Origin of the sequence: Amycolatopsis sp. WAC 04169 (genome assembly GCF_003947535.1) — a bacterium.
GTDB classification, from domain to species: domain Bacteria; phylum Actinomycetota; class Actinomycetes; order Mycobacteriales; family Pseudonocardiaceae; genus Amycolatopsis; species Amycolatopsis keratiniphila.
The window spans coordinates 645,726-671,603 of the sequence record NZ_QHJI01000002.1 but is presented as its reverse complement, the minus strand read 5'-3'; the positions used below and the strand labels follow the sequence as shown (position 1 = coordinate 671,603).

Sequence of the window (25,878 nt, the reverse complement as noted above, 5' to 3'; positions counted from 1 at the left end):
GAAACACGTTGTAGGAAGCATCGAGCAGCATCCGCGCTGCTCCAGTCACCATAGACGAGAACGTGTTCTAGTTCTAGGGTGGGGCCATGGACTCCCTCGTCGCGGATGTGGTGATCGTGGGTTTCGGTGCGGCGGGCGCCTGCGCGGCGATCGAAGCGGCCGACGCCGGTGCCCGGGTGCTCGTGCTGGACCGGTTCTCCGGCGGTGGCGCGAGCGCGGTCAGCGGCGGTGTCGTCTACGCCGGTGGCGGGACGGCGCAGCAGCGGGACGCGGGCGTCGACGACAGCGTCGACGCGATGTACGACTACCTGCGGCTCGAAGTCGGCGACGTCGTCTCCGAAGAGACCCTGCGGCGGTTCTGCGCGGGGAGTACGGAGATGATCTCGTGGCTGGAAGGCAACGGCGTCCCGTTCGAGGGCAGTCTGTGCCCGTACAAGACGTCTTATCCGAGCGACAAGCACTATCTGTACTACTCGGGCAGCGAGGCGGCCGGTGGTTTCCGCGAGGCGGCCAAGCCGGCGCCGCGCGGGCATCGCGTCAAGGGGCCGGGCACCTCCGGGAAGCTGCTGATGAAACGCCTGGCCGACGCCGTCCGGAGCCGCGGGATCCAGGTGCTGCCGCAGACGGCGGCGCGGAACCTGATCGTGGACGCCGACGGGACCGTCACCGGCGTCGTGGTGTCCACCCTGCGGGACGCTCCCGCCCGCGTGCGGGCCGCGCACCGGAGGCTGTTCGCGTATGCCGCGAAACCGGGGATCTACGTGCCCTCACTGCGGAAGTCGCTGCACCGGCGAGCGGAGCGTATCGAACGCCGATACGGTCGTGAACTGCGGATTTCCGCCACGCGCGGGGTCGTTCTCGCCGCGGGCGGGTTCATCGCGAACCGCGAGATGGTGCGCGAGCACGCGCCCGCGTACCGGGGCGGGCTGGCGCTCGGGACGTCGGCCGACGACGGGTCCGGTATCCGGATGGGGGTCGAGGCGGGCGGGGCCACCGCCGAACTCGGGCGGATCTCCGCCTGGCGGTTCATCACCCCGCCGTCGGCGTTCCTCGGCGGCCTGCTCGTGGACGAGACGGGCGGCCGGATCATCGACGAATCCCGCTACGGCGCCGCCGTCGGCGAACGCATGATCACCGCGCACGGCGGACGCGGCTGGCTGCTGGTCGACGACGCCATCGTCGGGGAGGTCAAACGCGACGCGCGCGGGCAAAGCCAATGGTTCCAAGGGCTTCAGGTGCGGTATCTCCTGCGGCAGCGGGTCGTCGCCGGGTCGCTGGACGAGGTCGCGCGCAAGGCGGGCGTCGACCCGGGCGGGCTGGCCGCCACCGTCGAGGCCGCGCGTTCCGGCGCGGATCCGACGGGTAAACCGGCGGAATTCGCCCGACCGCTGGATCGGGCGCCGTATTCGCTGATCGACGTTTCGATCAAGCCGAACCTCGGCTATCCGTGCCCGATGCTGACGCTGGGCGGCCTGGTCGTCGACGAAGAGACCGGTGCCGTGCGTTCCGGGGCCGGTGTCCCCATCCGCGGTCTGTACGCGGCGGGCCGGACCGCGGTGGGAATCTGTTCTAGGTCCTATGTGAGCGGTCTGTCGCTGGCCGATTGCGTGTTTTCCGGTCGGCGTGCCGGACTGCACAGTGCGCTCGACCGGGGATCGGTCGACAAAAACGAGAACGTGTTCTAGTCTTGGATCCGGTTCACGGAGTATGGCGAGAGAGGGAACGCATATGAGCGAGCACGCCGCGCAGGACGTGATCGCGGGGATCCGGGAGCTGCTGCCGGTCCTGCGGGAACGGGCGCAGGAGGCGGAGGACGCCAGGCGCGTTCCCGAGGAGTCCGTCAAATCCCTGCAGGAGACCGGGTTCTTCAAAATGCTGCAGCCGAAGACCTTCGGCGGCATCGAAGCCGACCCGGTGAGCTTCTACACCGCGGTCAAACTCGTCGCGAGCGCGTGCGGGTCCACCGGCTGGGTCGCCTCCATCCTCGGCGTCCACCCGTGGCATCTCGGCCTGTTCGAGGCGCAGGCACAGCAGGACGTCTGGGGTGACGACACCGACGTCCGGATCTCCTCGTCGTACGCGCCGATGGGCAAGGCGGACGTCGTCGAGGGCGGCTACCGGCTCAGCGGGCGCTGGAGTTTCTCCTCCGGCTGCGACCACGCGACCTGGGTGCTGCTGGGCGGGCCGACGTTCAAGGACGGCAAACCCGTCGACTTCTGCACCTACCTGGTGCCGATCTCCGACTACACGATCGAAGACGTCTGGGACACCGTGGGCCTGCGCGGCACCGGGTCCAACGACATCATCGTGAACGACGTGTTCGTCCCGGCGCACCGTGCGCTCAGCTTCATCGCGACGTCGAAGTGCAAGACGCCCGGGCAGGAGATCAACCCCGGGCCGCTGTACAAACTCCCCTACGGTTCGGTGCATCCGAGCACGATCACCGCGCCGATCATCGGGATGGCGCAGGGCGCGTACGACGCGCACGTGGAGTACCAGGGCAAGCGGGTCCGCGCGGCGTACGCGGGTGAACAGTCCAAAGAGGACCCTTTCGCGAAGGTGCGCATCGCCGAGGCGGCCAGCGAGATCGACGCGGCCTGGCTCCAGCTGACGCACAACATCGACGAGCTGTACCAGCTGGCGTGCAAGGGGGAGAAGCTCCCGTTCCCCACGCGGCTGCGGGTCCGCCGTGATCAGGTCCGCGGCACGGAACGCGCGATCTTCGCGATCGACCGGCTCTTCGAGAACTCCGGCGGCCGCGCGCTGCGGGCCGGAACCCCGATCCAGCGGTTCTGGCGCGACGCGCACGCCGGCCGGGTGCACGCGGCGAACGACGCCGAGCGCGCCTACGTCATGTTCGGAACCGGCGCCTTCGGGCTGCCCGTCGAGAATGCGATGGTCTGATGACCGAAGGCAAGTACGTCACCGTCCAAGGTGGACTCAAGCTGCACTACCACGAGGCGGGCGCGGAACATTCCGAGACGGTGATCCTGCTGCACGGCGGCGGGCCCGGCGCGTCGGCGTGGAGCAACTTCGGCCGCAACCTGCCGGTGTTCGGGAAGAACTACCGGACCCTGGCGATCGACCAGCCCGGGTTCGGCCGGTCGGACAAGCCGACCGACCATCCGCAGTACTTCCGGCACAGCGCGGACGCCGTGGCCGGGCTGATGGACGAACTCGGGATCGAGCGGGCGCATTTCGTCGGGAACTCGCTCGGCGGCGGGACGTCCGTGCGGCTCGCGCTCAACCATCCGAAGCGGGCCGGGCGGCTCGTCCTGATGGGACCGGGTGGCCTGAGCGTGAACCTGTTCGCGCCCGATCCCACCGAAGGCATCAAGAACCTCGGCCGGTTCAGTGCTCCGCCGGGGCCGAGCCGCGAGAAGCTCGAAGCCTTCTTGCGCGTCATGGTGCACGACCAGTCGCTGATCACCGACGAACTGATCGACGAGCGGTTCGCCGCCGCGAGCGCGCCGGAGTCGCTGGCCGCGATGAAGGCGATGGGCAAGTCGTTCGCCCAGCCCGACACTTACGAAGAGGGCATGCTGTGGCGTGAGGCGCATCGCCTGCGGCAACGTGTGCTCCTGATCTGGGGGCGGGAAGACCGGGTGAACCCGCTCGACGGCGCGCTGCTCGCGCTCAAGACGATCCCGCGTGCCCAGTTGCACGTGTTCGGCGGCTGCGGCCACTGGGCTCAGCTGGAGAAATTCGACGAGTTCAACCGGCTGGCACTCGACTTCCTGGGAGCCTCCTGATGGGTATCCGTTCGCTCGCCTACCTGCGTATCGAAGCCACGGACATGGCCGCGTGGCGCGAATACGGGCTGAAGGTCCTCGGCATGGTCGAGGGCTCCGGCACGAATCCCGAGGCGCTTTACCTGCGCATGGACGACTTCCCGGCACGGCTGGTGGTGTTCCCCGGTGAGCGGGACAGGCTCGCCGTCGCGGGCTGGGAGGTCGCCAACGCCGGCGAACTCGACGAGATCCGGGCGTCGCTGGACGCGCACTCGGTGCCGTACAAGGAAGGCACGCCGGATCAGCTGGCCGATCGCCGGGTCGACGGTCTCGTGTCCTTCGAGGACCCTTCCGGCAACACGCTCGAAGTGTTCCACGGTGTCGCACTGCAGCATCGGCGCGTGGTGAGCCCGTACGGGCACAAGTTCGTGACCGGCGAGCAAGGGCTCGGGCACGTCGTCCTGTCCACACACGACGATGAGGCTTCCCTGCGCTTCTACCGTGACGTGCTCGGATTCCGGCTGCGGGACTCGATGAAGCTGCCACCGCAGATGGTCGGCAGGCCCGCCGACGGGGCACCGGCCTGGCTACGGTTCTTCGGCTGCAACCCGCGGCACCACAGTCTCGCGTTCCTGCCGATGCCGACTCCGAGCGGCATCGTGCACCTCATGGTCGAAGTGGAGAACACCGACGACGTCGGTCTCTGCCTCGACCGGGCCATCCGCCGGAAGGTGCCGATGTCGGCGACCCTCGGGCGGCACGTCAACGATCTGATGCTCTCGTTCTACATGAAGACCCCCGGCGGCTTCGATGTCGAATACGGCTGCGAGGGGCGTCAGGTGGACGACGAGAGCTGGATCGCCCGAGAGAGTACGGCGGTTTCGTTGTGGGGACACGACTTTTCAGTCGGCGCCAGGCCGCCGGGGCAGTCGTGACCCCGGTGACGGACCTCGGCGCGGACATCGATCCGGCACGGTTCCGCACGGTGCTCGGGCATTTCTGCACGGGCGTCGCGGTGGTGACCGGCCACGACGGCGAGGCTCCGGTGGGCTTCGCCTGCCAGTCTTTCGCGGCGCTTTCCCTCGATCCGCCACTGGTGCTCTTCTGTCCTGCCAAGACTTCCCGGACGTGGGCGGTACTCGCCGAGTCCGGCCGGTTCGCCGTCAACGTGCTCGCCGAAGACCAGCAAGAGGTCAGCGCGGTGTTCGGTGCGCGGGGCGCGGACAAGTTCGCGTCGGTCGACTGGACGCCCGCCCCGTCCGGATCTCCCTTGCTGACCGGGGCTTTGACGTGGATCGACTGCACGCTCGAAGCCGTGCACGAGGCGGGGGACCATTACGTCGTCGTCGGCCGGGTCACCGCGCTCGGGGACCCGTCCGACGATCGGCCGCTGCTGTTCCACCGCGGGCGGTACACGGTGACCGAACCGGTGACGGACGCGCTCGCGGCGCTCATGCCGTGGCCGCGTCCCGACGATTGGCTTTAAACTGGATAAACGAAAAAATGTAAAGCTGTCCTTTCTTGCGGCTTCCGCTTAGCGTTTTCTGCGGAAGCTCACCAAGGAATGGGGACAGCAACGTGAATTCTCGCAGACTGGCCGGAATCGGGTTGGCCGCCGCCGTCGCCGCGGTCTTGGCAGGTGTGACGCCGGCGCAGGCGGCCGAGGGCGCGATCGTGGGCGCCGGTGCGGAAGGCGCCGTCGCCGACAGCTACATCGTCGTGCTCAAGGACGGCTCGACCGCCGACAAGCCTTCGCTGGCAAGCAAGTTCGGTGGTGCCATCGGGCGGCAGTACACGCAGGGCATCAGTGGTTTCTCGGTGGCGCTGAAGGAGCGGCAGGCCAAACGGCTCGCGGCCGATCCGGCGGTCGCCTTCGTGGAACAGAACAAGGTGCTGCGCGCCGAGGCGACGCAGACGAATCCGCCGTCGTGGGGGCTCGACCGCATCGATCAGCGCAATCTTCCGCTCGACAGCAAGTACAACTACTCAACGACCGCTTCGAATGTGAACGTGTACGTCCTCGACACCGGAATTCGCGCCACGCACACCGATTTCGGCGGCCGGGTGAAGCAGGGTTACGACTTCGTCGACAACGACACCAACGCGGACGACGGTTACGGTCACGGCACCCATGTCGCGGCCACCATCGCCGGTGCGAAACACGGTGTGGCCAAGGGGGCTTCGCTGTACCCGGTGCGCGTCCTCGGCTCCGACGGAAGCGGTACGACCGCGGGCGTGATCTCGGGCGTCGACTGGATCACCAAGAACGCCAAGAAACCCGCCGTGGCCAACGCCAGCCTGGGTGGTGGCGCGTCGACCGCGCTGGACACCGCGGTGCGGAACTCCATCAAGGCGGGGATCACCTGGACGGTCGCCGCCGGCAATTCCAACGTGAACGCCGCGAACACCTCGCCCGCCCGGGTCACCGAGGCGCTCACGGTCGCCGCGGCGGACCGCACCGACCGCCGCGCTTCCTTCTCCAACTACGGTTCCGTGGTCGACCTGTTCGCGCCGGGCGTCTCGATCACCTCGGCCTGGAACGACAACGACACCGCGACCTACACCGGTAACGGCACCTCGTTCGCCGCGCCGCACGTGGCGGGTGCCGCGGCGCTGTACCTTTCGTCGCACACCGGCGCCACCGCGGCGCAGGTCGCTCAGGCGCTGATCGGCGCTTCGACTCCGGGGAAGGTCACCAACCCCGGTAGCGGCAGCCCGAACCGCACGCTCTACGTCGGATAGGTTTCCTCGGGGGTGGCTCGGTCCCGGCGCTGTGCCGGGACCGAGCTCTTCCGTCCGCGGGGCCGGGGCGGGCCGAGCAAGGAGCGCAAGGCCGACGGCGGCAAGGACAACAGTTGGTCGAGTTCGGCGAGCGCCCGGAGCGATTCCGGGCGTTCCGGTCTCCGTCTGCCGGACTGCCAATGGCTCAGCGTCGGCACGCTGATGGAGACGCCGCGGAGTTCGAGGCGATGGCGGATCCGGTCGAGCGGGAGCCCGCTGGCCGTGATCGCCGCGCGCAGGGCCCGCGGGAACGGTTCCGGATGCAGGGTGGCGCCGGGGAAGATCTTCGGGGGCGACATGCACTGAAAGTAAGAAGCCGTATCTGGAGTGTCAACGGCGTCCGGCGGGCGTCTCAGCCGGTGAACCCGACGAAAGTCGGATCGGCTCACCCGCTTCGTGCAGGCTCCGCAACGCGAGTGCGTACGACTCCAGCAGACCCGTCTCGTGATACGGGACGCCGATTTCCGCGCAGTATTCTTGGACGATGGGCCGGGCGCGGCGAAGATGCGGCGACGGCATGCTCGGGAACAGATGGTGCTCGATCTGGTAGTTGAGCCCGCCGAGCGCGACGTCGACGACCCGGCCGCCGCGGACGTTGCGGGACGTGAGCACCTGCTTGCGGAGGAAGTCGAGCTCGGTGTCACCGGACAGGATCGGCATGCCCTTGTGGTTGGGCGCGAAGATCGATCCCATGTAGACACCCCACAGTGCTTTGTGGACGATGAAGAAGGCGAGCGCCTTACCGGGGGAGAGGACCACGAGCAGCGCGCTGAAGTAGAGCGCGAAATGCGTCAGCAGCAACGCCGCTTCGAGCCCGCGCCTGCGCAGGCCCGGCTTCCATACCGCGCGTATCCCGGAAAAGTGCAGGTTCAGGCCTTCGAGGGTGAGCAACGGAAAGAACAGGAACGCCTGGTAGCGGCCGATGAACCGGGGGAGTCCCTTGCTGGCCCGCGCCTGCTCCTTCGACCACACGAGGATGTCCGGATCGACGTCGGGGTCGAGGTCCTCGTGGTTCGGGTTCGCGTGGTGGCGGGTGTGCTTGTCCATCCACCACCCGTAACTCATCCCGACGCCGAGATTCCCCGCGATCCGCCCGGCGATCTCGCTCGGACGGCGGGTGCGGAATACCTGGCGGTGCGCGAGATCGTGCGACAGCAAGGCGATCTGGCCGAACATCACCGCCTGGAACACGGCGATCCCCAGCTGCCACCAGGAATCCCCGATCGCGAAGAAGGCGATCCAGCCGCCGACGAAGAGCGTGGCGACCAGGCCGATGCGGAAGACGTAGTAGCCGGGACGGCGGTCGAGGAGGCCCGCTTCGCTGACGCGGCGGGACAGACGGGCGAAATCGCTGCCTGTGCGGAGGTTTGCGGTCACCGTTGTGAGTCTGGTTGGGGGCGGGGGTGGGGTGAATGCGGTGCGCCGGTGGGTTGGTGCGGGGGTTGGCCCTACCTTTGGAGTCCGTTCGCGGATGTGGGACCTGCGGATCGGCCGTTTTCTTTATCGCTCACCGCCGATTCAATGGCGATCGAACGCACGTTCGAGTATGATCTTGGTTATGACCCAGTCTCTTGCTTTTAATCCGAAAGCTGCTCGTTTTCTCGACGCCGCCTATGACGAGGAGGTGGTGCTTCGTCGTGCGCAGGGGCGGCAGGTGCATTCGATAGCCCAGTTCGCTGGGGTGGGTGGCTCGCGAAGATCAGTGACCGAGGAGGTCGCTCTGGCCTTCTCGGTCTCTCGTAATCAGGCCTATCTGCTGGTGGAAACCTCGTGCGCGTTGGTTCGCCGGTTGCCGAACACGTTGGCGGCGCTGGAGAAGGGTGATATCGATCTGTACAAGGCGTCGAAGGTGTCGCAGTTGACGCGGGAGGTGTCCGATGAGGTCGCCGCCCGGGTGGATGCGTGGATGGCGGGCCGTCTGGCCGGGCGTGACCCGACGGCGATCCGGAAGTCGGTGGATCACGCGGTGCAGAAGTTCGACCCCGACGGGTATCGGGACCGCGCCGAGCAGAAACGCGTGTTGCGGCATGTGTCGCTGGACCACGAGGACGAGACCATGTCGAAACTGACGGGCTATCTTCCCGCCGAAGTCGCCAGTTCGGTCTACGCGTCGCTGTCCCGCGCGGCTAAGGCCCGCCGGGCATCCGACAAGTCCCGCACGCTGGATCAGCATCGGGTGGACATCTTCGCTGAACGGCTGCTGGCCGAGGACGGTCATGGTGCGCCGCGGGCGCATGTCCATGTCTATGTCGACTTGCTGACCCTGACCGGCGCCCGGGAGGACCCCGCGACCCTCGCTGGTTACGGCCCGATTCCTGGCTGGCTCGCCCAGGAGATCGCCGCCGACCCCGGCTCCACCTGGTCCCGGCTGATCACCGACCCCACCACTGGGCAACTCCTCGAAGCCTGCCCCGGCACCTACCGGTCCCCGGCGTCGCTCGCCCGCCTGATCAAAGCCCGGGACCGGGAATGCACCCACCCCGGCTGCCACCGCCCGGCCGAGTTCTCCGAGATCGACCACATCACCACCTGGGCCCGCAACGGCGGCACCGACCACCACAACTGCCACGCCGCCTGCAAAATCCACAACATGCTCAAAGAAGAACCCGGCTGGACCGCAGAACCCACCGGCAACGGCGGCATGACCATCACCACCCCCACCGGTCGCACCTACACCGCAACACCCGAACCACTCCACGACCCACGACCCGAACCCGAGGACGACACCCCACCCTTCTAACCCACACCGACACCCAGCCACCCAGAAACCCGCCGGGCGGCAACACCAGCGCGCCCAAGGACGGGGTCCGATTGAAAACCGCACAGAGAACAGGCGCGCCCTGACGACCGCCCGAGCGCCCGTGAGACGGCGACCCCCGCGCGCCCGAAACCGTGCGCGTGAAGGTCCCCTTCCCTTCGCTGAGCCGAGGGAAGGAGTCCTTCACGCGTGCCCGAGGTGACCGGGACCCCTAGGTCCCAGCAGCAGCCGCCCGAGCCGCATCGAAAGGAGCCCGGTCGAAAACGATCCGCAACTCCACGATCTTCCCCGCAAGCACCGTCAGCAACTCGGCCCCCGGCGCGCTCGCCACCGGCAGGGTCGCGGTGTCGTACATCAGCAACGCCGTGGTCTCGTCCCCGAACGCCGAAAGCAGGGTCGAACCGGTCAGGATCTCGGTGAACGGGCCCATGAACCCGCGAAACGCCTCCGCACCGGAAAGCGGCCCGCCGGGTGTGTGGCAGACGATGTCGTCGGCGACGTAGGTCATCGCCTTCTCGAAGTCCTTGCCCGTCCAGGCGTGGTGGTAGGACAGCGCGACATCCAAGGCGGGACTGGTCATGATGGTTCCTTTCGTCGGTCTTCACCCGGTCAGACACCACCTCCGCCGCGAAAGGAACGGTCTGTGAGCATCAGGGCAACGGACGAGCAGTCGTTTCGCGAGCTCGCCGAGACGTATCGGCACGAGCTCCACCTGCACTGCTACCGGATCCTCGGCTCCCTCACCGACGCCGAGGACGCCGTCCAGGAGACGCTCTTGGCCGCCTGGCGCGGCCTCGACGGCTTCGAGGGGCGCTCGTCGCTGCGCACCTGGCTGTACCGCATCGCCACCAACCGCTGCCTCAACGCCCTGAGGGACGCGGGCCGCCGTCGCCCACCGGAGCCGGTGCCGCCCTTCGACCCGCCGGAACCGAGCCGCCGCGGTGAAGTGACCTGGTTGCAGCCGTATCCGGACGAACTCGCCGACAGCGAACCCGGTCCCGAAGCGCGCTACAGCACCAAGGAGGCGATCGAACTCGCCTTCATCACGGGCCTCCAGCTTCTCCCACCGAGGCAGGCCGCCGTGCTCGTCCTGCGCGACGTCCTGTGCTTCCCCGCCGGCGAGGTCGCGAGCATGCTCGGCACCACCGAGACGGCGGTCAAAGGCATCCTCCAGCGCGCTCGCGCCTCACTCGACAAGCATCGCGACCGCGCCGGGCACCGGCCGTCACCCGGCGAACGCGAGCTGACCAGGCGCTTCGCCGACGCCTTCACCGCGGGCGACCTCGACGGCGTCCTCGGCCTGCTCACCGACGACGCCTGGCTCGCCATGCCGCCGGCACCGCACGAGTACCACGGCCGCGAAGCGATCGCCGGTTTCCTCCGCGTCACCATGGCCGTTCCGGTGGAGCGTTTCACCATGACGCCGACGCGGGCGAACAACCAGCCCGCCTTCCGCTGCCGCCACGGGGGGACACCCGCCGGGCTGATGGTCCTCACCCTCGACGGTGACCGGATCCGTGCGATCACCCGGTTCCTGGATCAGAAGTAGTCAGCCAGGCGACGGCAGAGCGCGCCGATGTCGACGACCGGCGCGCCCGTCGACGAGGGACCGTCCATCCACCCGATCTCCGAGGGCGTTCCCCGATACCGCACGAAAACGTGCTGATGGAAATGCGCGACGCTCCGCCCGGCGATGGCGGAGAACACGTGCTCCGGAGTCAGCTCCGCCCGCAGGCCGCGAGCCGCGCACCAGGCCGCCCGCGACACCGCCGCCACCTCGTCCGCGGTCAGTCCGTCCAGCGCCGCGACGTGCCGCCGGGTCTCCACGAACAGGTACCCGGGGAACTCGCCGGGACGGTGCGACACCACGACCACGTCATCGGCCCAGACGACCGGCCCCACCAGCGGGCCTTCACCACGGTGCTTGGCACAGATCGCGCACTCCACCGGCTCACGATAACGGCGGCCGCACCCGCCCGAGGTGGTCTCCAGGCGAGCCGAACAACTGCGCCGCGCCATGCGCCCGCTTGAAATACCGATGCGCCGGATGCTCCCAGGTGATCGCGATCCCGCCGTGCAGCTGGATCATCTCGCCCGCCACCGTCGCCAGCGCAGCCGAACAATGCACCTTCGCCACCGCCGCCAGCCTGCTCGACTCCGGAGCCGCGTAGGCCGCCGAACGCGCGGTTTCCACCAGCACGTGGAGGTCCGCCATCCGATGCTTCAGCGCCTGGAATCCGCCGATCGGCCTGCCGAACTGGTGCCGCTGCTTGCTGTACTCCACCGTCAGTTCGAACGCCCGCGCCGCGGCACCGGCCTGCTCGGCGGCCAGGACGGCACACGCGACGTCCCGCAGCGCGCCGAGGTCGACGGGACCGAGCAGCCGGGCGGGAGAGCGCTCGAAGCTCACGCGGGCCAGCCGCCGGGTTTCGTCCATCGCCGGAGTCCGCACACGCCGGGCATCGGAGACCTCGTACAGCGAGCCGTCGGCCACGACCAGCAGGATCTCGGCCGCGTCGCCGTGGAGGACGTAGTGCGCCTCGCCCTCCACCGCGGAGCCGACGGCATGGCAAGCAGGCGTATCCCACTGGCCGTCGGCGTCGGTCCAGGCCACCGCGCCGACAGTGCCTTCGGAGAGGCGGGGGAGCAGACGCTCACAGGCTTCGTCGTTGCCCGTGGCCAGGAGGGCGTGCACAGCGAGCACGGCCGAACCGAGGAACGGGACGTCGGCGAGGACCCGGCCCAGTTCTTCGGCGACCACCTGCAGTTCCGCCGTCCCGGCGCCGAGCCCGCCGAACCGTTCGGGTACGGCCAGCGCCGCCACACCGATCTGTTCGCACAGTTCCGGCCAGGGATCCGCTTCCCGGTCCAGCAGTTTCCGGACGCTGTCCCGTAGCGCGTCCTGTTCGGCGGTGAACGTCATGAGAGCACCCGCTCCCGGTGGAATCGCGGCGTGCCCCAGGCGCCGGCCAGCGCGCGGACCCTGGTCAGGCGCAGGCCGAGCGCGTGTTCCGCGGTGTAGCCGATCGCGCCGTGCACCTGCAGCCCCGTCCGGGCGGCGAGGTGCGCGGCGTCGCCACACGCCACCTTGGCCGCGGAGACGTCGCGCCGGTCCAGGGTGACCGCGGCGCCGAACAGCAGCGGCTCCGCCAGCGTGAGCGCGGTCGCCACATCGGCGAGCAGATGCTTGACCGCCTGGTACCCGCCGATCTCGCGGCCGTACTGCTTGCGTTGCGCGGCATAGGCGACCGACGTGTCGAGCAGCCACCGTCCCGCGCCGAGGAGTTGCGCGGCGGTGGCGAGACAGCCCAGTTCGAACGCGCGGTCCGCGTCGAGCGCCGTGCCGAGATCGTCGCCGGTCACCGGCGGGAACAGCCGTCGTGAACTGTCCACAGAGGACAAAAGCGTTCCGGGGGTGAACGCGCGCAGCCTGCCGTTCTCGACCGCCAAACGAGCGTCCGCGACATCGGAATCCAAGGCGTACGGCACATGTGGCGCGTAGGCGACCGACGCCAGTGTCTCACCGGACGCGACCGAAGTCAGCAGCTCGTCGTCCAGCAAGGACGGCAGCACGGCCACGGTGTCGGTCCACGGCCCGGAAGCACAGTGGTAGCCGAGCCGTTCGAAGCCGACGGCCAGATCCACCGGCGTGGCGCCGAGACCGTCGTACTTCTCGGGGACCGCCAGCGCGGTCACGCCCAGTTCCGCCAAGCGCCGCCAGATCTTGAGCCCGGGCCCGGGATCGCCCGCCGCCCAGGCACGATTGGCCGAGTCGGTGTCCACACCGGACAGAAGGTCGTGCAGGCTGCGGGAGAACTGCTCCTGCTCACCGGAGAGTGCGAACCTCATCGAGCCCCCTTCGGCAGGCCGAGCAACCGTTCGGCGACGATGGACCGCTGGATCTGGTCGGTCCCGCCGTAGATCGGGCCCGCGAGGGAGAACAGCCAGCCGTCGCTCCAGCCGCCCCGCAGTTCGGCGTCCGGGCCGAGGATGTCGAGCGCGGTTTCGTGAAGGGCGACGTCGAGATGGGACCAGAACAGCTTGTTGACACTCGATTCCGGCCCGAGCTCGGCACCGTCGGCGAGGCGGGTGACCGTGCCCAGGGTGTACAGCTGGTAGGCCCGCGCGCCGATCCACGCGTCGGCGACCCGGTCCGCGGTGTGCGCGGGGCGCCCCGCCTCTTGCCAGAGCGAGACCAGCCGGTCGGCCGCGGCGAGGAACCGGCCGGGGCTGCGTAAGGAGAGGCCGCGTTCGTTGTTCGCGGTGGTCATCGCGACCCGCCAGCCCTCGCCCGGCGCGCCGATCACGTCCTCGTCGGGGACGAAGACGTCGTCGAAGAAGATCTCGGCGAACCCCGGTTCGCCGTCCAGCTGCGGGATCGGCCGCACGGTGACGCCTTCGGCCCGCAAATCCACCATCAGATAGGTGAGTCCCTTGTGCCGTGCCGAATCCGGATCGCTGCGGAACAGGCCGAACGCGCGATCGGCGAACGCCGCCCGCGAGCTCCACGTCTTCTGCCCGCTGACCCGCCAGCCGCCGTCGCAGCGGAGCGCGGTGCTCCGGAGCGCGGCGATGTCGCTGCCCGCCTCGGGTTCCGACCACGCCTGCGCCCAGACCTCCTCCGAACGCGCCATCTTCGGCAGGATCCGGGCCTGCTGTTCTTCCGTGCCATGGGAGAACAACGTCGGCGCGAGCATGAAGATGCCGTTCTGGTTGACCCGCGACGGCGCCGCCGCCGCGTAGTACTCCTCCTCGAACAGCACCCACTCCAGGAGGCTCGCGTCCCGCCCGCCGAGTTCGCGCGGCCACGAGACGACCGACCAGCGGGCGTCGGCCAGCCGGGATTCCCACTCGCGGTGCTGAGCGAATCCCTCGGCGGTGTCGAACGACTTCAGCGGCTCGGCGGGGACGTTCGCGGCGAGCCAGGCACGTGCTTCGTCGCGGAAGGCGAGTGTCCGCTCGTCCAGGTCGAGGTCCATCACGAACTCGCGTCCCGCATCGAGCGCGCGTCCTGCCCGCCCAGCGAGTCGCCGCCGGAGACCTCGGCGTTGTGCGCGTGCGCGAAGTGATGGAGCCCGAACACGGAGTCCATTCCGGACCGGAGACCCATCAGATCCTCGGCCTGGTTGACGGCCTTCTTGGCGAGAGCCAGCCCCATCCGCGGCATCACCGCGATCTTCTCCGCCAGCGCCATCGTCGCGGTTTCGAGGTCGGCGCGGGGGACGACGCGGTTCAGCATGCCCCATTCCTTGGCCTGCTGCGCCGTGAAGCGCTCACCGGTGAACAGCACCTCCTTGGCCGCGCGCGGACCGAGGACCCAGGGATGTGCGAAGTACTCGACGCCGGGAATTCCCATCCGCACCACGGGATCGGCGAAGAACGCGTCGTCGGAGGCGACGATCATGTCGCATACCCATGCCAGCATCAGCGCTCCCGCGATGCACGCGCCCTGCACGCTCGCGATGGTCGGCTTCGGGATCTCGCGCCACCGGCGGCACATGCCGAGGTAGACCTCGGACTCGCGGGCGAACCGCTGATCACCGCCCTCGGCACCGACGTGGTCCCACCACAGCACCGCTTTGCGCTCGAACGAGACGTCGACGTCTCGTTCCGGTGTCCCGATGTCATGCCCGGCGGAGAAATGCTTGCCCGCCCCGGCCAGCACGATCACCTTGACCTCGGGATCGTCGACGGCGCGGGTGAACGCGGCGTCGAGCGCGTAGGTCATCGCCGAGTTCTGCGCGTTCCGGTACTCCGGCCGGTTCATCGTGACGACGGCCACCGGCCCGCGCCGCTCGTACTCGACGGTCATCCGTTCTCCTCCCTCAACACGCGTTTCAGTACCTTCCCCGACAGGTTTCGCGGAAGCTCCGCCACGAAGTCGACAAATCGAGGTGTCTTGTAGTTGGCCAACCGGCCTTCGCAGTACGTCAATACGTCCTCTGTGGACAGTGAAGCGCCGGGAGCGAGCCGGATGAACGCCTTGCCGACCTCGCCGAGCCGTTCGTCCGGCACACCGACGACGGCGGCTTCGGCGACCCCGGCGAGGCGGCTCAGCACCTGCTCGATCTCCGCCGGGTAGACGTTGAACCCACCGCAGACGTACATGTCCTTGATCCGGTCGACGATCTTCAGATACCCGCGTTCGTTCAGCACACCGACATCGCCGGTGTGCAGCCAGCCGTCGGCGTCGACGGCCTTCGCGGTGGCGTCCGGATCGTCGAGATAGCCCAGCATCACGTTCGGCCCGCGCAGCAGGACTTCGTCGTGCTCGCCGAGTTTCACCTCGAAGCCGGCCGTCGCGCGGCCGGAGAAATTCGCCACCAGTTCGACGTCGTCCTCGGGGCGGGACATCGTGGCCACCACCGCCTCGGTGAGGCCGTACGCGGTGAGCACCGTGTCGATGTCCAGGTCCGTCCGCATCCGCTCGACGAGCGTGACCGGCACGGTGGCGGCACCGGTGACGGCGAGCCGGAGGCTGGAGAGGTCGTGGTTCCCGCGTTCGGGCGCCTCCAGCAGGACCTGGTAGATCGTGGGCGCGCCGGGCAGTACCGTGACCCGCTCGGTTTCGACGAGCCGCAGGGTCTCCCGGACGTCGAAGGTGCGCTGGGGCAGCAGCGTCGCGCCCCGCAGCACGGCGGCGAGGATCCCCGCCTTGTAGCCGAAGCTGTGGAAGAACGGGTTGATCACGAGGTACCGGTCTTCGTCGGTCAGCCCGCCGCATTCGGCCCAGGCTTCGGCGACACTCAGGGCCTGCCGGTGGCTGCTCATCGCGCCCTTGCTGCGGCCGGTGGTTCCGGAAGTGAACAGGATGTCGCTGACGTCGCCGGGGCGCGCGGGGCTGACGAAATCACTGTCGAGATCGGCGAGCGCGTCCCATTCGGTGACGCCGTCGACGGGGGCTTCGATGCCCTCGACAGGGATGCGCACCACGGTGCCCGGGCGCGAGGAGCCGAGGTCCGCCAGCCGGTCGGTGCCGAGGAACGTGCCGGTGATCGCCAGTGCGGAGACCTTCGCGCGCTCGAGGATGTCGATCGTCTCGCGCGCGGTGAAGCGGGTGTTGACCGGGATGAGCGTCGCGCCGGCGTACAGCGCGCCGAGCCCGGCGACGACCCAATGCCAGGTGTTGGGGGAACAGATCGCGACCCGTTCGTGGCCCTCGAAGAACCGCGCGGCCTGCCGCACTCGGCGGGCGAGTTCGGCATAGGTGAGCCGGATTTCGCCGTCGACCAGCGCTTCCCGGCCGGCGAAGCGCTCCGCGGCCCTGTCGAGCGCCGCCGGGATGGTTCCTTCAGTCATCGAAGTCTCCCTAGCAAGTGCTTGGTAGGGTAGCCTACGCAGCAGGCTCTGGTTTGGCTAGAGGAGGCAGGCGTGGCTCAAGACGGTTTCCGTGACCGTGTGCGCACCTGGCTGGCGGAGAACCTGCCGCCGGAACTGCGCGGCTTGGGCGGTCCGGGGCGGGAGCACGAGGCCTTCGACGAACGCGTGGAGTGGGAGCGGCGGCTCGCGGCGGCGGGCTGGACCTGCGTCGGCTGGCCGGTCGAGCACGGCGGACAGGGCGCGACGCTCGACCAGCAGGTCGTCTTCCACGAGGAGTACGCGCGAGCGAACGCGCCGGCGCGGGTCAGTCATCTGGCCCAAGAACTCCTCGGCCCCACCCTGATCGCGTTCGGCACGCCCGAACAGCGGAAGCGGTTCCTTCCGCCGATCGTGGCCGTCGAAGAGCTGTGGTGCCAAGGGTATTCCGAACCCGGCGCGGGTTCCGATCTCGCCGCCGTGGCCACCACGGCGACCCTCGAAGGCGACGAGTGGGTGCTGACCGGCCAGAAGGTGTGGACGTCCCTCGCGCACGTCGCCGACTGGTGTTTCGTCCTCGCTCGCACCGAGCCCGGCTCGAAACGCCACAAAGGACTGTCCTATTTGCTCGTCCCGATGAACCAGCCCGGCGTCGAGGTCCGGCCGATCCAGCAGCTCACCGGAACTTCGGAGTTCAACGAAGTCTTCTTCGACGGCGCACGCACGGCGAAGGACCTCGTGGTCGGCGAACCCGGCGACGGCTGGCGCGTAGCGATGGGGACCCTCGCCTTCGAGCGTGGTGTCGCGACGCTCGGGCAGCAGGTCGGCTTCCGCCGGGAACTCGAAGAACTCACCAGGATCGCGCCGGACGACCCGGTGATCGCCGAACGGATCGATCGCGCCTGGGTCGGCCTGGAGGTCATGCGAGCGCAGGCGATCCGCACGCTCGGCGACTCTTCACCGGGTGTGGCCGAGGTGTCCAAACTGGTCTGGGCGAACTGGCATCGTGACCTCGGGGAGCTCGCGATGCTCGTCCGCGGCGCACGGGGAATGGTCGCGGAAGACGGGCTCGACGCCTGGCAACGGCTCTTCCTCTTCACCCGCGCGGACACGATCTACGGCGGCTCCAACGAGATCCAGCGCAACGTCATCGCCGAGCGGGTGCTCGGCCTGCCAAGGGAGGTACGTCCGTGATCCCGGTGCCGAAGTATCCCGAGGGGGCGAATCTCCTGCGGGACAAGGTGGTCGTGGTGACGGCGGCGGCCGGCACCGGGATCGGTTCCGCGGTGGCGAAACGCGCGCTGGAGGAAGGCGCCCGCGTCGTGATCAGCGACTGGCACGAGCGACGGCTGGGCGAGAAGGCCGCCGAGCTCGGTGACGTCCACGCGATTCCGTGCGACGTCACGCAGGAAGAGCAGGTACAGGCGCTCATCGACGGCGCCGCCGCGCACTACGGCCGGATCGACGTGCTCATCAACAACGCCGGGCTCGGCGGCACCAAATCCATTGTGGACATGACCGACGACGAATGGGCGCGGGTCGTCGACGTGACCCTCAACGGCACGTTCCGCGCGACCAGGGCCGCGGTGAACCGGTTCATCGCCCAGGGCGACGGCGGGGTGATCGTGAACAACGCGTCGGTGATCGGCTGGCGCGCGCAGGCCGGGCAGGCCCACTACGCGGCCGCGAAGGCGGGCGTCATGGCGCTCACCCGGTGTTCGGCCGTCGACGTCGCCGAACACGGCATCCGGGTCAACGCGGTCGCGCCGAGCCTGGCGATGCATCCGTTCCTGGCCAAGGTGACCAGCGAGGAACTGCTCACCGAACTCACCGCGCGCGAGGTCTCGGGGAGGGCGGCGGAACCCTGGGAAGTGGCGAATGTGATGGTGTTCCTCGCCAGTGAGTACTCGTCGTACCTCACCGGCGAGGTCGTGTCCGTGAGTTCCCAGCATGCGTGAGGTAGCAATGAAAGCCAGCCCAGGGTCCCGCCGCGCCGAACTGCTCGCCCTGGCGGCGAAGCTGTTCGCCGAGCGCGGCTACGTCTCCACCACCGTGCGGGACATCGCGGACGCGGCGGGCATCCTTTCCGGCAGCCTCTACCACCATTTCGACTCGAAGGAGTCGATGGCCGACGAGATCCTCACCGGCTTCCTCGACGAACTGTTCGGCGCCTACGCCGAGATCGTCGCGGAAGGGAAAGGCCCGCGGGAAACGCTCGAAGCCGTCGTCGTGGCGTCGTTCGAATCCATTCACCGGCGGCCCGCCGAGGTGGCGATCTACCAATCCGAGGCGAAGCACCTGATGCAGTTGCCGAGGTTCGACTACCTCAACGACCGCAACACCGAATTCCGCAAACTGTGGAACGGGATCCTCACCGACGGCATCGCGGCCGGCGTGTTCCGCGAGGACCTCGACGTCGAACTCACCTACCGGTTCATCCGCGACACCGTCTGGGTGGCGGTGCGCTGGTACAACCCCGGCGGCACGCTCAGCGCGGACGACGTCGCGCAGCAATACCTCGGGATCCTGCTGGACGGCATCGCAACCAAAAGGAGGAAACGTGGGTGAGGCGTATGTGCTGGACGCGGTCCGGACCCCGGTCGGCAAACGCGGGGGAGCGCTGAGCGGCATCCATTCCGCCGACCTCGGCGCCCACGTCATCCAGGCCGTCGTCGAACGGGCGGGCGTCGAGGCCGATTTGGTCGACGACGTCATCCTCGGCTGCTGCGACACGCTGGGGCCGCAGTCCGGGAACATCGCGCGCACGGCGTGGCTCGCCGCGGGGTTCGGGCACCACGTGCCGGGAGTGACGATCGACCGGCAGTGCGGTTCGAGCCAGCAGGCCGTGCACTTCGCCGCGCAGGCGGTGCTGTCCGGGACGATGGACCTCGTCCTCGCCGGCGGCGTGCAGAACATGAGCGCCATCCCGATCAGCGCGGCGATGCTGGCCGGACGCGAGTACGGCTTCGAAGACCCGTTCTCCGGCTCGAAGGGCTGGCAGGAGCGGTACGGCAGCGTCGAGGTCTCGCAGTTCCGCAGCGCCGACATGATCGCCGAGCACTGGGATCTGACCCGCGAGGCGATGGAGGAGTTCGCCTTCCGAAGCCATCAGCGCGCGATCGCGGCCATCGACGAAGGCCGCTTCGCCGCCGAGATCACTCCGTTCGCCGGTGCCGCCCTGGATGAGGGGCCCAGGCGTGACACCAGCATGGAACGGATGGCCGGGCTCAAACCGTTGAGCGAGGGTTCGCGCATCACCGCGGCCGTGGCCAGCCAGATTTCGGACGGCGCCAGCGCGGCACTCATCGCGTCGGAGAAGTTCGTCGAGGACCACGGGCTCACCCCGCGCGCGAGGATCCACCACCTTTCCGTGCGGGCGGCCGATCCGGTATGGATGCTGACCGGGCCCATCCCGGCGACCGCGCACGCGCTGCGGAAGACCGGGCTGAGCATCGACGACATCGACCTGTTCGAGGTCAACGAGGCGTTCGCGAGTGTCGTGCTGGCGTGGATCGAGGAGACGGGCGCCGATCCGGACCGCGTCAACGTCAACGGCGGCGGGATCGCGCTCGGTCATCCCATCGGGGCGACCGGCACGAAACTGTTCGCGACCCTGCTGCACGAACTCGAACGGCGGGGCGGCCGCTACGGGTTGCAGACGATGTGCGAGGGCGGCGGCACGGCGAACGTCACCATCATCGAGCGGCTTTGACACCCCACACCGTGAGTGCCAGGGCGCTGAACGCCGCGCCGAGCAGGCAGACGCCGGTCCAGCCCGCGACGGCGTAGACGGCGGTCGAACCGATGGCGCCCAGGCCGCTGCCGACCGAGTAGAAGATCATGTACCCGCCGATCAACCTGCTCCCGGCATCCGGCCGGAGCGGGTAGATCAGGGTCTGGCTCGTGACGTGCACGGCCTGGACGGCGAGGTCGAGCAGGATCGCGCCCACCACCAGCGCCCACAGTGACGTGCGGGTGAAACCCAGCGGCACCCAGGAAAGCAGGAGCAGGCCGAGCGCGAGCCCGGTCGTCCACCGCGCCCGGCCGCGATCGGCGAGCCGTCCCGCGGGTGCCGCCGCCAGCGCGCCCGCGGCCCCGGCCAGCCCGAACGCGCCGATGGCGGTATGCGACAGGCCGTCCTCACTGAGTGGCAAGGCGACCGAGCTCCACAACGTGCCGAACGCGGCGAAGATCAGCAACGCGAGCGTGCCGCGTGTGCGGAAGACGGGCTCCTCGACGAAGAGGGACAACGTGGATCGCAGCAGCCGCCCGTAGTTCATGGTCTCGCCTCCGGCCGTGGCGGGCAGGATGCGGTACAGCACGATCGCGATCACCACGGTCACCCCCGCGGACACGACGTACACCGCGCGCCAGCCGGCGAGGTCGGCCAGCGTGCCGGACACGGTGCGCGCGAGCAGGATCCCGAGGACGACTCCGGTCGTCACGAGACCGACCACGCGTCCGCGTTCGCCGGGGTCCGCGAGCGACGCGGCGAACGCGACCAGGAGCTGCGTGACCACCGCGAGCACGCCGATCGCCGCCATCCCGGCGAACAGCATCAAGCCGTTCACGGCGGTCGCGGCGACCAGTTCGGCGATCGCCAGCAGCGTCAGCAGGCCGGCGACCAGCCGCCGCCGGTCGAGCAGGTCACCGAGCGGGACCAGGAGGAACAGGCCGAGGCCGTAGCCGAATTGCGTGAGCGTGACGATGCCGCCCACGGTCGAAGAGGCGATGCCGAGCTCGGCGCCCATGGTGACGAGCAACGGCTGGGCGAAGTAGATCGTGGCGACGGCCGTCCCGGCGGCCACGGCGAACAACAGGACGACACCGCGATGCACAGACCCTCCAGATGGTTTCAACTTGCTACCACCTGACGGTAGGGCACTGCGGTTGTAAGATGCAACCATGGTCAAGCGGACGACGTTCGACGACGCCTCCTGCCCGGTGGCGCGCTCGGTCGACACGATCGGCGACTGGTGGTCGCTCCTGATCGTGCGCGACGCCTTCGACGGGGTGCGCCGCTTCGGGGAGTTCCAGCGCAGCCTGGGCGTCGCGAAGAACATCCTGTCCGCCCGGCTGCGGGCGCTCGTCGGGCACGGGGTGCTCGAGGTGGTCCCGGCTTCGGACGGGAGCACGTACAGCGAGTACGTCCTGACGCCGAAGGGACGAGACCTGTTCCCGGTGATCGTCGCGCTGCGGCAATGGGGCGAGGCGCACTTCTTCGCCGACGACGAGCCGCGTTCGGAACTGGTGGACCGCGACGGCGGGCTTCCGTTGCGGGGCCTGGAGATCCACGCCTCCGATGGGCGTGTGGTCGGCCCGGACGACACCGTCGTCGTGAAGCCATCGTGAGCGGTCAGGCCAAGTGTCGCGAAAGCCACTTTCGAGACATCTGATGTCCCGAAAGTGGCTTTCGCGACATGGTTTCCTGCGGCCGCTCGCGGCGAAAGCATCGTTCCGCCCGGGCCGCCGCGTGATCAGAGGCGGAACTCATGTGATTGGAGGCGGAACTCGCGTGATCAGATGCCGCACACCGAGTGCGGCACCCCATCACGCGAGTTCCGCCTCCAATCACGCGAGTCACGTCTCTGATCACGTGAGTGACGAGTTCATGGATCGGGGCCCTCCCAGGTGAGTCAAGCCTGGAAGGGCCCCGACCGGAGACGGGGAGCCCGGAGGCGGTACCCGACGGAGCCCGAATCACCGTCGGGCCGGATACCTCCCGGCGTCCCCAGGGGGTGGCGGTGGGTGCGGAGGCCCAGCTACCCACCGCCACCTGAGGGGACCGCGGCCGCCGCGCGCGGCCCCGGTCCGTTCGCGCTCCCGGGTCACCCGGCGGGAACGCGAGCCCAGGGCATCCTTTCCGGCGCCGGAACGGCCTCGGTCGGGGTCTCGGACAGGAAGTCCCGCTCGAACGGGGCGAGGATGTCCTCCCCGATCGGCGTGTCCGCCGGCGAAGGAACGGGGGCGGGGAACACCGGCTCGGGCACCGGCAGCCGCCGGTCGAGTTCGGCGGTCCAGTGGATCATCGCCTTCGGCCGGTCCCAGCCCGCGGCGCCGATCAGCCTGCCGTCGCGGACGAAACCGGTGACCCCGTCGGAAAGTTCGATCGTGTCCTTGCCCAGCGACGGCATCCCGACGGTCTGCAACCGCGCGTCGTAGAGGGACGACCAGGCGCGGGGGAGCGGCGTGTACGGCCGCGCGTTGCCCCGGCCCAGCATCAGGCTTTCCGCCGCCGCGCGCCCGGATTCGACGCCGTTCATCCAGTGCTCGACCCGCCGCGGGGTCTCGTCGATCCGCAGGTTCGGCCATTTCGCGACGTCACCGGCGACCACGACGTCCTCCGCCCCGGTGGCGAACAGGGTCGCTTCGCACAGGACGCCGTCGTCGATGGTCAGCTCCGACCCGCGCAGCCAGTCCACGGCCGGCACGCTGCCGATCGAAAGCACCACGCAACTGGCCACCAGGAACTGGTTGTTGGTCAGGTGCAGCCCGACCGTCTCCTTGGTGCTGATCCAGTTCCGCACCTCGGTGTTCATCGCGAGCTTGGCGCGATGGTGCTGATGCTCCTTGGTGAGCGCCGACGCGATCCGCTCCCCGAAGCGGTGCAAAGGCGCCTTCGCGTGGCCGATGAGCGTGACGTCGCGGCCCATGTACCGCATCGACGCGGCGAACTCGTTCCCGATCAGGCCGCTGCCGATCACCACGACGGATTTGCTGCTGTTGCCCAAAGCCCGCCGGACGGCCAGTGAGTCCTCCACGGTGCGCAGCACCCGGACCCGGGGATCGTGGCGCGGCGAGCCGGGGAGATGCCGGGGATACACCCCGGTCGCGATGATCAGCCCGTCGTACCAGAGGGATTCCCCGCCCGGCAGGTGCACCGTGCGCTCCTTGCTGTCCAGCCAGGTCGCGCGGGTGCCGAGCCGCCAGTGGACGTCCAGGTCGACGTAGGGCTCCAGGCTCGCGGCGACCGGTTTCACCCCGCCGGTGATGAGCTCCTTCGACACCATCGGCCGGTGGTACGGCTTCCGCGGCTCGTCGCCGACCAGCACGATCTCGCCGTCGAAACCGAGCTCCCGCAACCGTTCCGCGGAGCGGAGCCCGGCGACGCCCGCGCCGACGATGACGATCCGATCTCCGTCACTCATCGTCGTACGCTCCTTCTCCCTTGACTCTGATGGCTTGTTTCGGGCAGAGCCGCGCGGCGGAGATGGCCTGGTCCAGCCCGTCCCGGTCGACCATGCGGCGGATGCGGAGCTTGCCGTCCGGCCCGATCTTGAACGTGGACGGCGCCTCCATCTCGCAGAAGCCGAAGATCTCGCACCGCTCGTTGTCGACGCTGACGCGGGTGCCACGCCGTATGCTTCCGAAGATCATCTTTCGTCTCTCCAAGTCTTCAGACCAGCTCTTCGACCAGGCCCAGCCGTTCCAGGTACCGGGTCGGCGTGAACCGCAGCGCGGTCAGCAGCACCACGGGGACCAGCAGCGTGATCCCGCCGAACCACAGCAGGCCGAGATGCCCGTTGGCCATGGCGCCGAAGAACGAGTGCAGCGCGGTGATCCCGACCGCCGGATAGGCGAGGCGGTGGATCCACAGAAAGCGGCGATAGGAACTGAACCGGCTGATCCCGCCGGTCAGCGCGACGGCGATCATGACCTCGAGCCCGACGACGCCGAGTTCGTGCCGCGCCAAGGTGCCGGGCAGGAGCGGGATGGTGACCTGCGCCAGGGTGAAACCGTCGGGCAGGAACAGGAAGGACATCGCGTGCACGACGCCGAAGGACAGCGTCAGGATGCCGAGCACCATATGCGAGTTGCGCAGCGCCTTCCGCCCGGTCAGCGACTTGATCCAGCCGGTCGCGGTGAGTACGCCCCAGCAGAGGGTGAGGCACATGAAGCCGTAGGCGATCCGGGCCGAGGTCTGCGCCATGCCCTTGATGCCGGGGTCGGTGTCCGCCTTCTGGGTCAGCACGATCACCACCTCGGACCACTGGTCATACATTGATCTCTCCTGGGGCACTGGGAACCGGATCCGGTTCGGGGGCGGCCGCGCGGTCGCGGGTCCGGGTGTTCTTGCCGCGCAGGGCCCGCAGGGCGAGGAACAGCCCGCCGCCGAGCACCACCGCGAGCAGCAGGCCGAGCGCGAAATCGCCGAAACCGACGTCCATCGCGGCGTTGGCCGAATTCGACTGCGGCACCGGCGCCTCCGGCATCAGCGACTGGTCGACGACGCCGGTGCTCTCCAGCAGCGTCATATGCCGCAGCACCGCCTGGTTGGCCGTGGTGGCGTAATCGCGGACGACGTCGTTGCGGGTACCGGCCCTGACCTGCGCGATGACGGGGAACAGCACGCCGTGCGCGTACCGGAGCCGGTTGGCGAAGATCCGGTCGAACTCGGTGTCGTCGCGGGCGGCCTTCATCTCGCCGAGCCACGCGGACTGCTGATCCGACGGCTCGGCGGGCAGGGCGATGCCGAACCGGTCGGCGATGGCGTGCGTCGCGGTGTCGAGCCTGCCGTGGTCGATCATCAGCGTCCGGCCGACTTCCCGGGTCCGCTTGCTCTTCCCGCGTTCCTGCGCCCACATCCCGGCCGGCATTTCCCACAACCCGGCCAGTTTGACGTTGACGATCAGGTTCTTGTCCGCGGCGGAGAGTTCTTGGGCATGCGCTTCGCCGAGGGGGCCGAAAAGGCTCACCACGGCCGCGATCAGCAGGACGAGCAGCGGGCGGACGGGTCTGGGGAGGTCAGATGCCGAGGTCATCGGCCTGCCAGGTCTCGGCGGTGAGCAGCACTTTCGTCCCGTCCGGCTTGGCGGGGAACCACGCGTCGTCGGCACCCTGCCCGCTGGTGTTGCCGGGCATCGTGTCCTTGGCGTTGCGGTAGAGCGGCCAGCCCGCGAGCGTGAGCTGCTCGGTGCCGTCGTCCCTGGTGACGGTACCGACCAGGGCGCGATCGATCCCGGTCACCACGAGGTCGGCGCCGGCCTTGGCGGGAATCCAGGTCCGCGCACAGGTTTCGGTGCAATTCGATTTGGGCGGATTCACCGTGTCCTTGTCGTAGCGGTAAAGCGTGAAGCCTCCGGTGTCGGTGACGATCGGCCCGAGGTCGAACAGGATCGCCGCCGTGACACCGGGCGCGGGTTCGGCCGCGGGGTCGGGCATTCCCGGGATCCGCGCCGCTCCGGCGGTGGAGCCCGCGCCGGGAGCGCCGTTCGGTCCCGCGGTACCGGTGGTGCAGGCGGCGGTCAGCGCGACCGCGGCCAGGATGAGGGGCAGAGGTATGACCGAGCGTGACACGGGGTTCACGGAAAT

General features: G+C 68.9%; 28 protein-coding genes. 13 read left to right on the top strand and 15 right to left on the bottom strand.

The genetic code is table 11. From position 1 onward, the window contains the following. Nucleotides 1-86: 86 nt before the first annotated feature. The 6 genes from DMC61_RS08015 to DMC61_RS07990 all read left to right on the top strand — a co-directional run bounded on the left by DMC61_RS08015 (nt 87) and on the right by DMC61_RS07990 (nt 6,473). Nucleotides 87-1,685: an FAD-binding protein gene (locus tag DMC61_RS08015; protein WP_125688007.1), complete on the top strand. Its 1,599-nt coding sequence runs from the start codon at nt 87-89 to the stop codon at nt 1,683-1,685. A 43-nt stretch (nt 1,686-1,728) separates the two neighbouring features. Further along, nucleotides 1,729-2,904 carry a 3-hydroxy-9,10-secoandrosta-1,3,5(10)-triene-9,17-dione monooxygenase oxygenase subunit gene (hsaA, locus tag DMC61_RS08010; RefSeq protein ID WP_016332855.1) on the top strand — a complete coding sequence of 392 codons (1,176 nt, stop codon included), beginning with the start codon at nt 1,729-1,731 and terminating at the stop codon, nt 2,902-2,904. Continuing rightward, nucleotides 2,904-3,752, top strand: a complete 849-nt coding sequence (gene hsaD, locus DMC61_RS08005; protein ID WP_125688005.1) for a 4,5:9,10-diseco-3-hydroxy-5,9,17-trioxoandrosta-1(10),2-diene-4-oate hydrolase — start codon at nt 2,904-2,906, stop codon at nt 3,750-3,752. The genes hsaA and hsaD overlap by 1 nt, the downstream gene beginning before the upstream one ends. After that, complete coding sequence (hsaC, locus tag DMC61_RS08000; RefSeq protein WP_038516029.1) at nt 3,752-4,666, top strand: iron-dependent extradiol dioxygenase HsaC; 915 nt, start codon at nt 3,752-3,754, stop codon at nt 4,664-4,666. Before hsaD ends, hsaC begins: the two co-directional genes overlap by 1 nt. After that, nucleotides 4,663-5,217 (top strand): 3-hydroxy-9,10-secoandrosta-1,3,5(10)-triene-9,17-dione monooxygenase reductase subunit, encoded by a 555-nt coding sequence (hsaB, locus tag DMC61_RS07995; RefSeq protein WP_125688003.1) that lies wholly within the window; start codon nt 4,663-4,665, stop codon nt 5,215-5,217. Before hsaC ends, hsaB begins: the two co-directional genes overlap by 4 nt. Before the next feature lie 122 nt (nt 5,218-5,339). After that, a complete protein-coding gene (locus tag DMC61_RS07990) occupies nt 5,340-6,473 on the top strand; it encodes a S8 family peptidase (protein ID WP_125688151.1) in 1,134 nt (377 codons plus the stop codon). Here DMC61_RS07990 and DMC61_RS07985 read toward each other — a convergent pair. After that, nucleotides 6,461-6,811, bottom strand: a complete 351-nt coding sequence (locus tag DMC61_RS07985; RefSeq protein ID WP_125688001.1) for a transcriptional regulator — start codon at nt 6,809-6,811, stop codon at nt 6,461-6,463. The two genes, DMC61_RS07990 and DMC61_RS07985, sit on opposite strands and share 13 nt — an antisense overlap. 31 nt (nt 6,812-6,842) lie before the next feature. Continuing rightward, the gene (locus DMC61_RS07980) at nt 6,843-7,889 is read right to left on the bottom strand and encodes an acyl-CoA desaturase (protein ID WP_125687999.1); all 1,047 of its coding nucleotides are present in this window, start codon (nt 7,887-7,889) and stop codon (nt 6,843-6,845) included. Nucleotides 7,890-8,070: 181 nt separating this feature from the next. Here DMC61_RS07980 and DMC61_RS07975 point away from each other — a divergent pair, with 181 nt between their 5' ends. Then, nucleotides 8,071-9,252 carry an HNH endonuclease signature motif containing protein gene (locus tag DMC61_RS07975; protein WP_125687997.1) on the top strand — a complete coding sequence of 394 codons (1,182 nt, stop codon included), beginning with the start codon at nt 8,071-8,073 and terminating at the stop codon, nt 9,250-9,252. A 229-nt stretch (nt 9,253-9,481) separates the two neighbouring features. On the opposite strand, the gene DMC61_RS07970 is transcribed toward DMC61_RS07975, so the two are convergent. Continuing rightward, nucleotides 9,482-9,850, bottom strand: a complete 369-nt coding sequence (locus DMC61_RS07970) for a nuclear transport factor 2 family protein (protein WP_125687995.1) — start codon at nt 9,848-9,850, stop codon at nt 9,482-9,484. A gap of 63 nt (nt 9,851-9,913) precedes the next feature. On the opposite strand from DMC61_RS07970, the gene DMC61_RS07965 reads away from it, so the two are divergent. After that, nucleotides 9,914-10,819: an RNA polymerase subunit sigma-70 gene (locus DMC61_RS07965; protein WP_125687993.1), complete on the top strand. Its 906-nt coding sequence runs from the start codon at nt 9,914-9,916 to the stop codon at nt 10,817-10,819. On the opposite strand, the gene DMC61_RS07960 is transcribed toward DMC61_RS07965, so the two are convergent. From DMC61_RS07960 to DMC61_RS07935, 6 genes are read right to left on the bottom strand one after another with little or no spacing between them, the layout of a single operon-like run. Further along, entirely contained in the window at nt 10,810-11,217 is a 408-nt protein-coding gene (locus tag DMC61_RS07960) for an HIT family protein (protein WP_125687991.1), read from the bottom strand. The two genes, DMC61_RS07965 and DMC61_RS07960, sit on opposite strands and share 10 nt — an antisense overlap. A 4-nt stretch (nt 11,218-11,221) precedes the next feature. Continuing rightward, the gene (locus DMC61_RS07955; protein WP_125687989.1) at nt 11,222-12,193 is read right to left on the bottom strand and encodes an acyl-CoA dehydrogenase family protein; all 972 of its coding nucleotides are present in this window, start codon (nt 12,191-12,193) and stop codon (nt 11,222-11,224) included. Continuing rightward, nucleotides 12,190-13,119, bottom strand: coding sequence for an acyl-CoA dehydrogenase family protein (locus tag DMC61_RS07950; RefSeq protein ID WP_125687987.1), 930 nt, complete (start codon nt 13,117-13,119; stop codon nt 12,190-12,192). Before DMC61_RS07950 ends, DMC61_RS07955 begins: the two co-directional genes overlap by 4 nt. Beyond that, nucleotides 13,116-14,249: an acyl-CoA dehydrogenase family protein gene (locus tag DMC61_RS07945; RefSeq protein WP_125687985.1), complete on the bottom strand. Its 1,134-nt coding sequence runs from the start codon at nt 14,247-14,249 to the stop codon at nt 13,116-13,118. The genes DMC61_RS07950 and DMC61_RS07945 overlap by 4 nt, the downstream gene beginning before the upstream one ends. Continuing rightward, entirely contained in the window at nt 14,249-15,082 is an 834-nt protein-coding gene (locus DMC61_RS07940; RefSeq protein WP_125687984.1) for an enoyl-CoA hydratase, read from the bottom strand. The genes DMC61_RS07945 and DMC61_RS07940 overlap by 1 nt, the downstream gene beginning before the upstream one ends. Next, nucleotides 15,079-16,569 (bottom strand): FadD3 family acyl-CoA ligase, encoded by a 1,491-nt coding sequence (locus DMC61_RS07935; protein ID WP_125687983.1) that lies wholly within the window; start codon nt 16,567-16,569, stop codon nt 15,079-15,081. Before DMC61_RS07935 ends, DMC61_RS07940 begins: the two co-directional genes overlap by 4 nt. Nucleotides 16,570-16,641: 72 nt before the next feature. Between DMC61_RS07935 and DMC61_RS07930 the strand changes: the two genes are divergently transcribed. Genes DMC61_RS07930 through DMC61_RS07915 form a run of 4 tightly spaced genes read left to right on the top strand, consistent with a single transcriptional unit; the run spans nt 16,642 to nt 20,278 of the window. Continuing rightward, nucleotides 16,642-17,760: an acyl-CoA dehydrogenase family protein gene (locus DMC61_RS07930; protein ID WP_125687981.1), complete on the top strand. Its 1,119-nt coding sequence runs from the start codon at nt 16,642-16,644 to the stop codon at nt 17,758-17,760. Continuing rightward, nucleotides 17,757-18,524, top strand: a complete 768-nt coding sequence (locus DMC61_RS07925) for an SDR family oxidoreductase (protein WP_125687980.1) — start codon at nt 17,757-17,759, stop codon at nt 18,522-18,524. The genes DMC61_RS07930 and DMC61_RS07925 overlap by 4 nt, the downstream gene beginning before the upstream one ends. A 7-nt stretch (nt 18,525-18,531) precedes the next feature. Continuing rightward, nucleotides 18,532-19,134, top strand: a complete 603-nt coding sequence (locus DMC61_RS07920; protein WP_125687979.1) for a TetR/AcrR family transcriptional regulator — start codon at nt 18,532-18,534, stop codon at nt 19,132-19,134. Then, nucleotides 19,127-20,278: an acetyl-CoA C-acetyltransferase gene (locus tag DMC61_RS07915; RefSeq protein ID WP_125687976.1), complete on the top strand. Its 1,152-nt coding sequence runs from the start codon at nt 19,127-19,129 to the stop codon at nt 20,276-20,278. Before DMC61_RS07920 ends, DMC61_RS07915 begins: the two co-directional genes overlap by 8 nt. Here DMC61_RS07915 and DMC61_RS07910 read toward each other — a convergent pair. Beyond that, entirely contained in the window at nt 20,262-21,404 is a 1,143-nt protein-coding gene (locus DMC61_RS07910) for an MFS transporter (protein WP_125687974.1), read from the bottom strand. The two genes, DMC61_RS07915 and DMC61_RS07910, sit on opposite strands and share 17 nt — an antisense overlap. Before the next feature lie 67 nt (nt 21,405-21,471). On the opposite strand from DMC61_RS07910, the gene DMC61_RS07905 reads away from it, so the two are divergent. After that, on the top strand, nt 21,472-21,918 hold the full coding sequence (locus DMC61_RS07905) for a helix-turn-helix domain-containing protein (protein ID WP_125687972.1): 447 nt from the start codon (nt 21,472-21,474) through the stop codon (nt 21,916-21,918). Nucleotides 21,919-22,394: 476 nt separating this feature from the next. Here DMC61_RS07905 and DMC61_RS07900 read toward each other — a convergent pair whose 3' ends face one another. Genes DMC61_RS07900 through DMC61_RS07880 form a run of 5 tightly spaced genes read right to left on the bottom strand, consistent with a single transcriptional unit; the run spans nt 22,395 to nt 25,872 of the window. After that, nucleotides 22,395-23,714, bottom strand: coding sequence for an NAD(P)/FAD-dependent oxidoreductase (locus DMC61_RS07900; protein WP_125687969.1), 1,320 nt, complete (start codon nt 23,712-23,714; stop codon nt 22,395-22,397). Next, nucleotides 23,707-23,943: a ferredoxin gene (locus DMC61_RS07895; protein ID WP_007033644.1), complete on the bottom strand. Its 237-nt coding sequence runs from the start codon at nt 23,941-23,943 to the stop codon at nt 23,707-23,709. The genes DMC61_RS07900 and DMC61_RS07895 overlap by 8 nt, the downstream gene beginning before the upstream one ends. A 19-nt stretch (nt 23,944-23,962) precedes the next feature. After that, a complete protein-coding gene (locus tag DMC61_RS07890) occupies nt 23,963-24,568 on the bottom strand; it encodes a ferric reductase-like transmembrane domain-containing protein (protein WP_125687967.1) in 606 nt (201 codons plus the stop codon). Next, nucleotides 24,561-25,328, bottom strand: coding sequence for a DUF4142 domain-containing protein (locus DMC61_RS07885; protein WP_125687966.1), 768 nt, complete (start codon nt 25,326-25,328; stop codon nt 24,561-24,563). The genes DMC61_RS07890 and DMC61_RS07885 overlap by 8 nt, the downstream gene beginning before the upstream one ends. Further along, the gene (locus DMC61_RS07880) at nt 25,312-25,872 is read right to left on the bottom strand and encodes a hypothetical protein (protein ID WP_125687964.1); all 561 of its coding nucleotides are present in this window, start codon (nt 25,870-25,872) and stop codon (nt 25,312-25,314) included. Before DMC61_RS07880 ends, DMC61_RS07885 begins: the two co-directional genes overlap by 17 nt. Nucleotides 25,873-25,878: the final 6 nt, after the last annotated feature.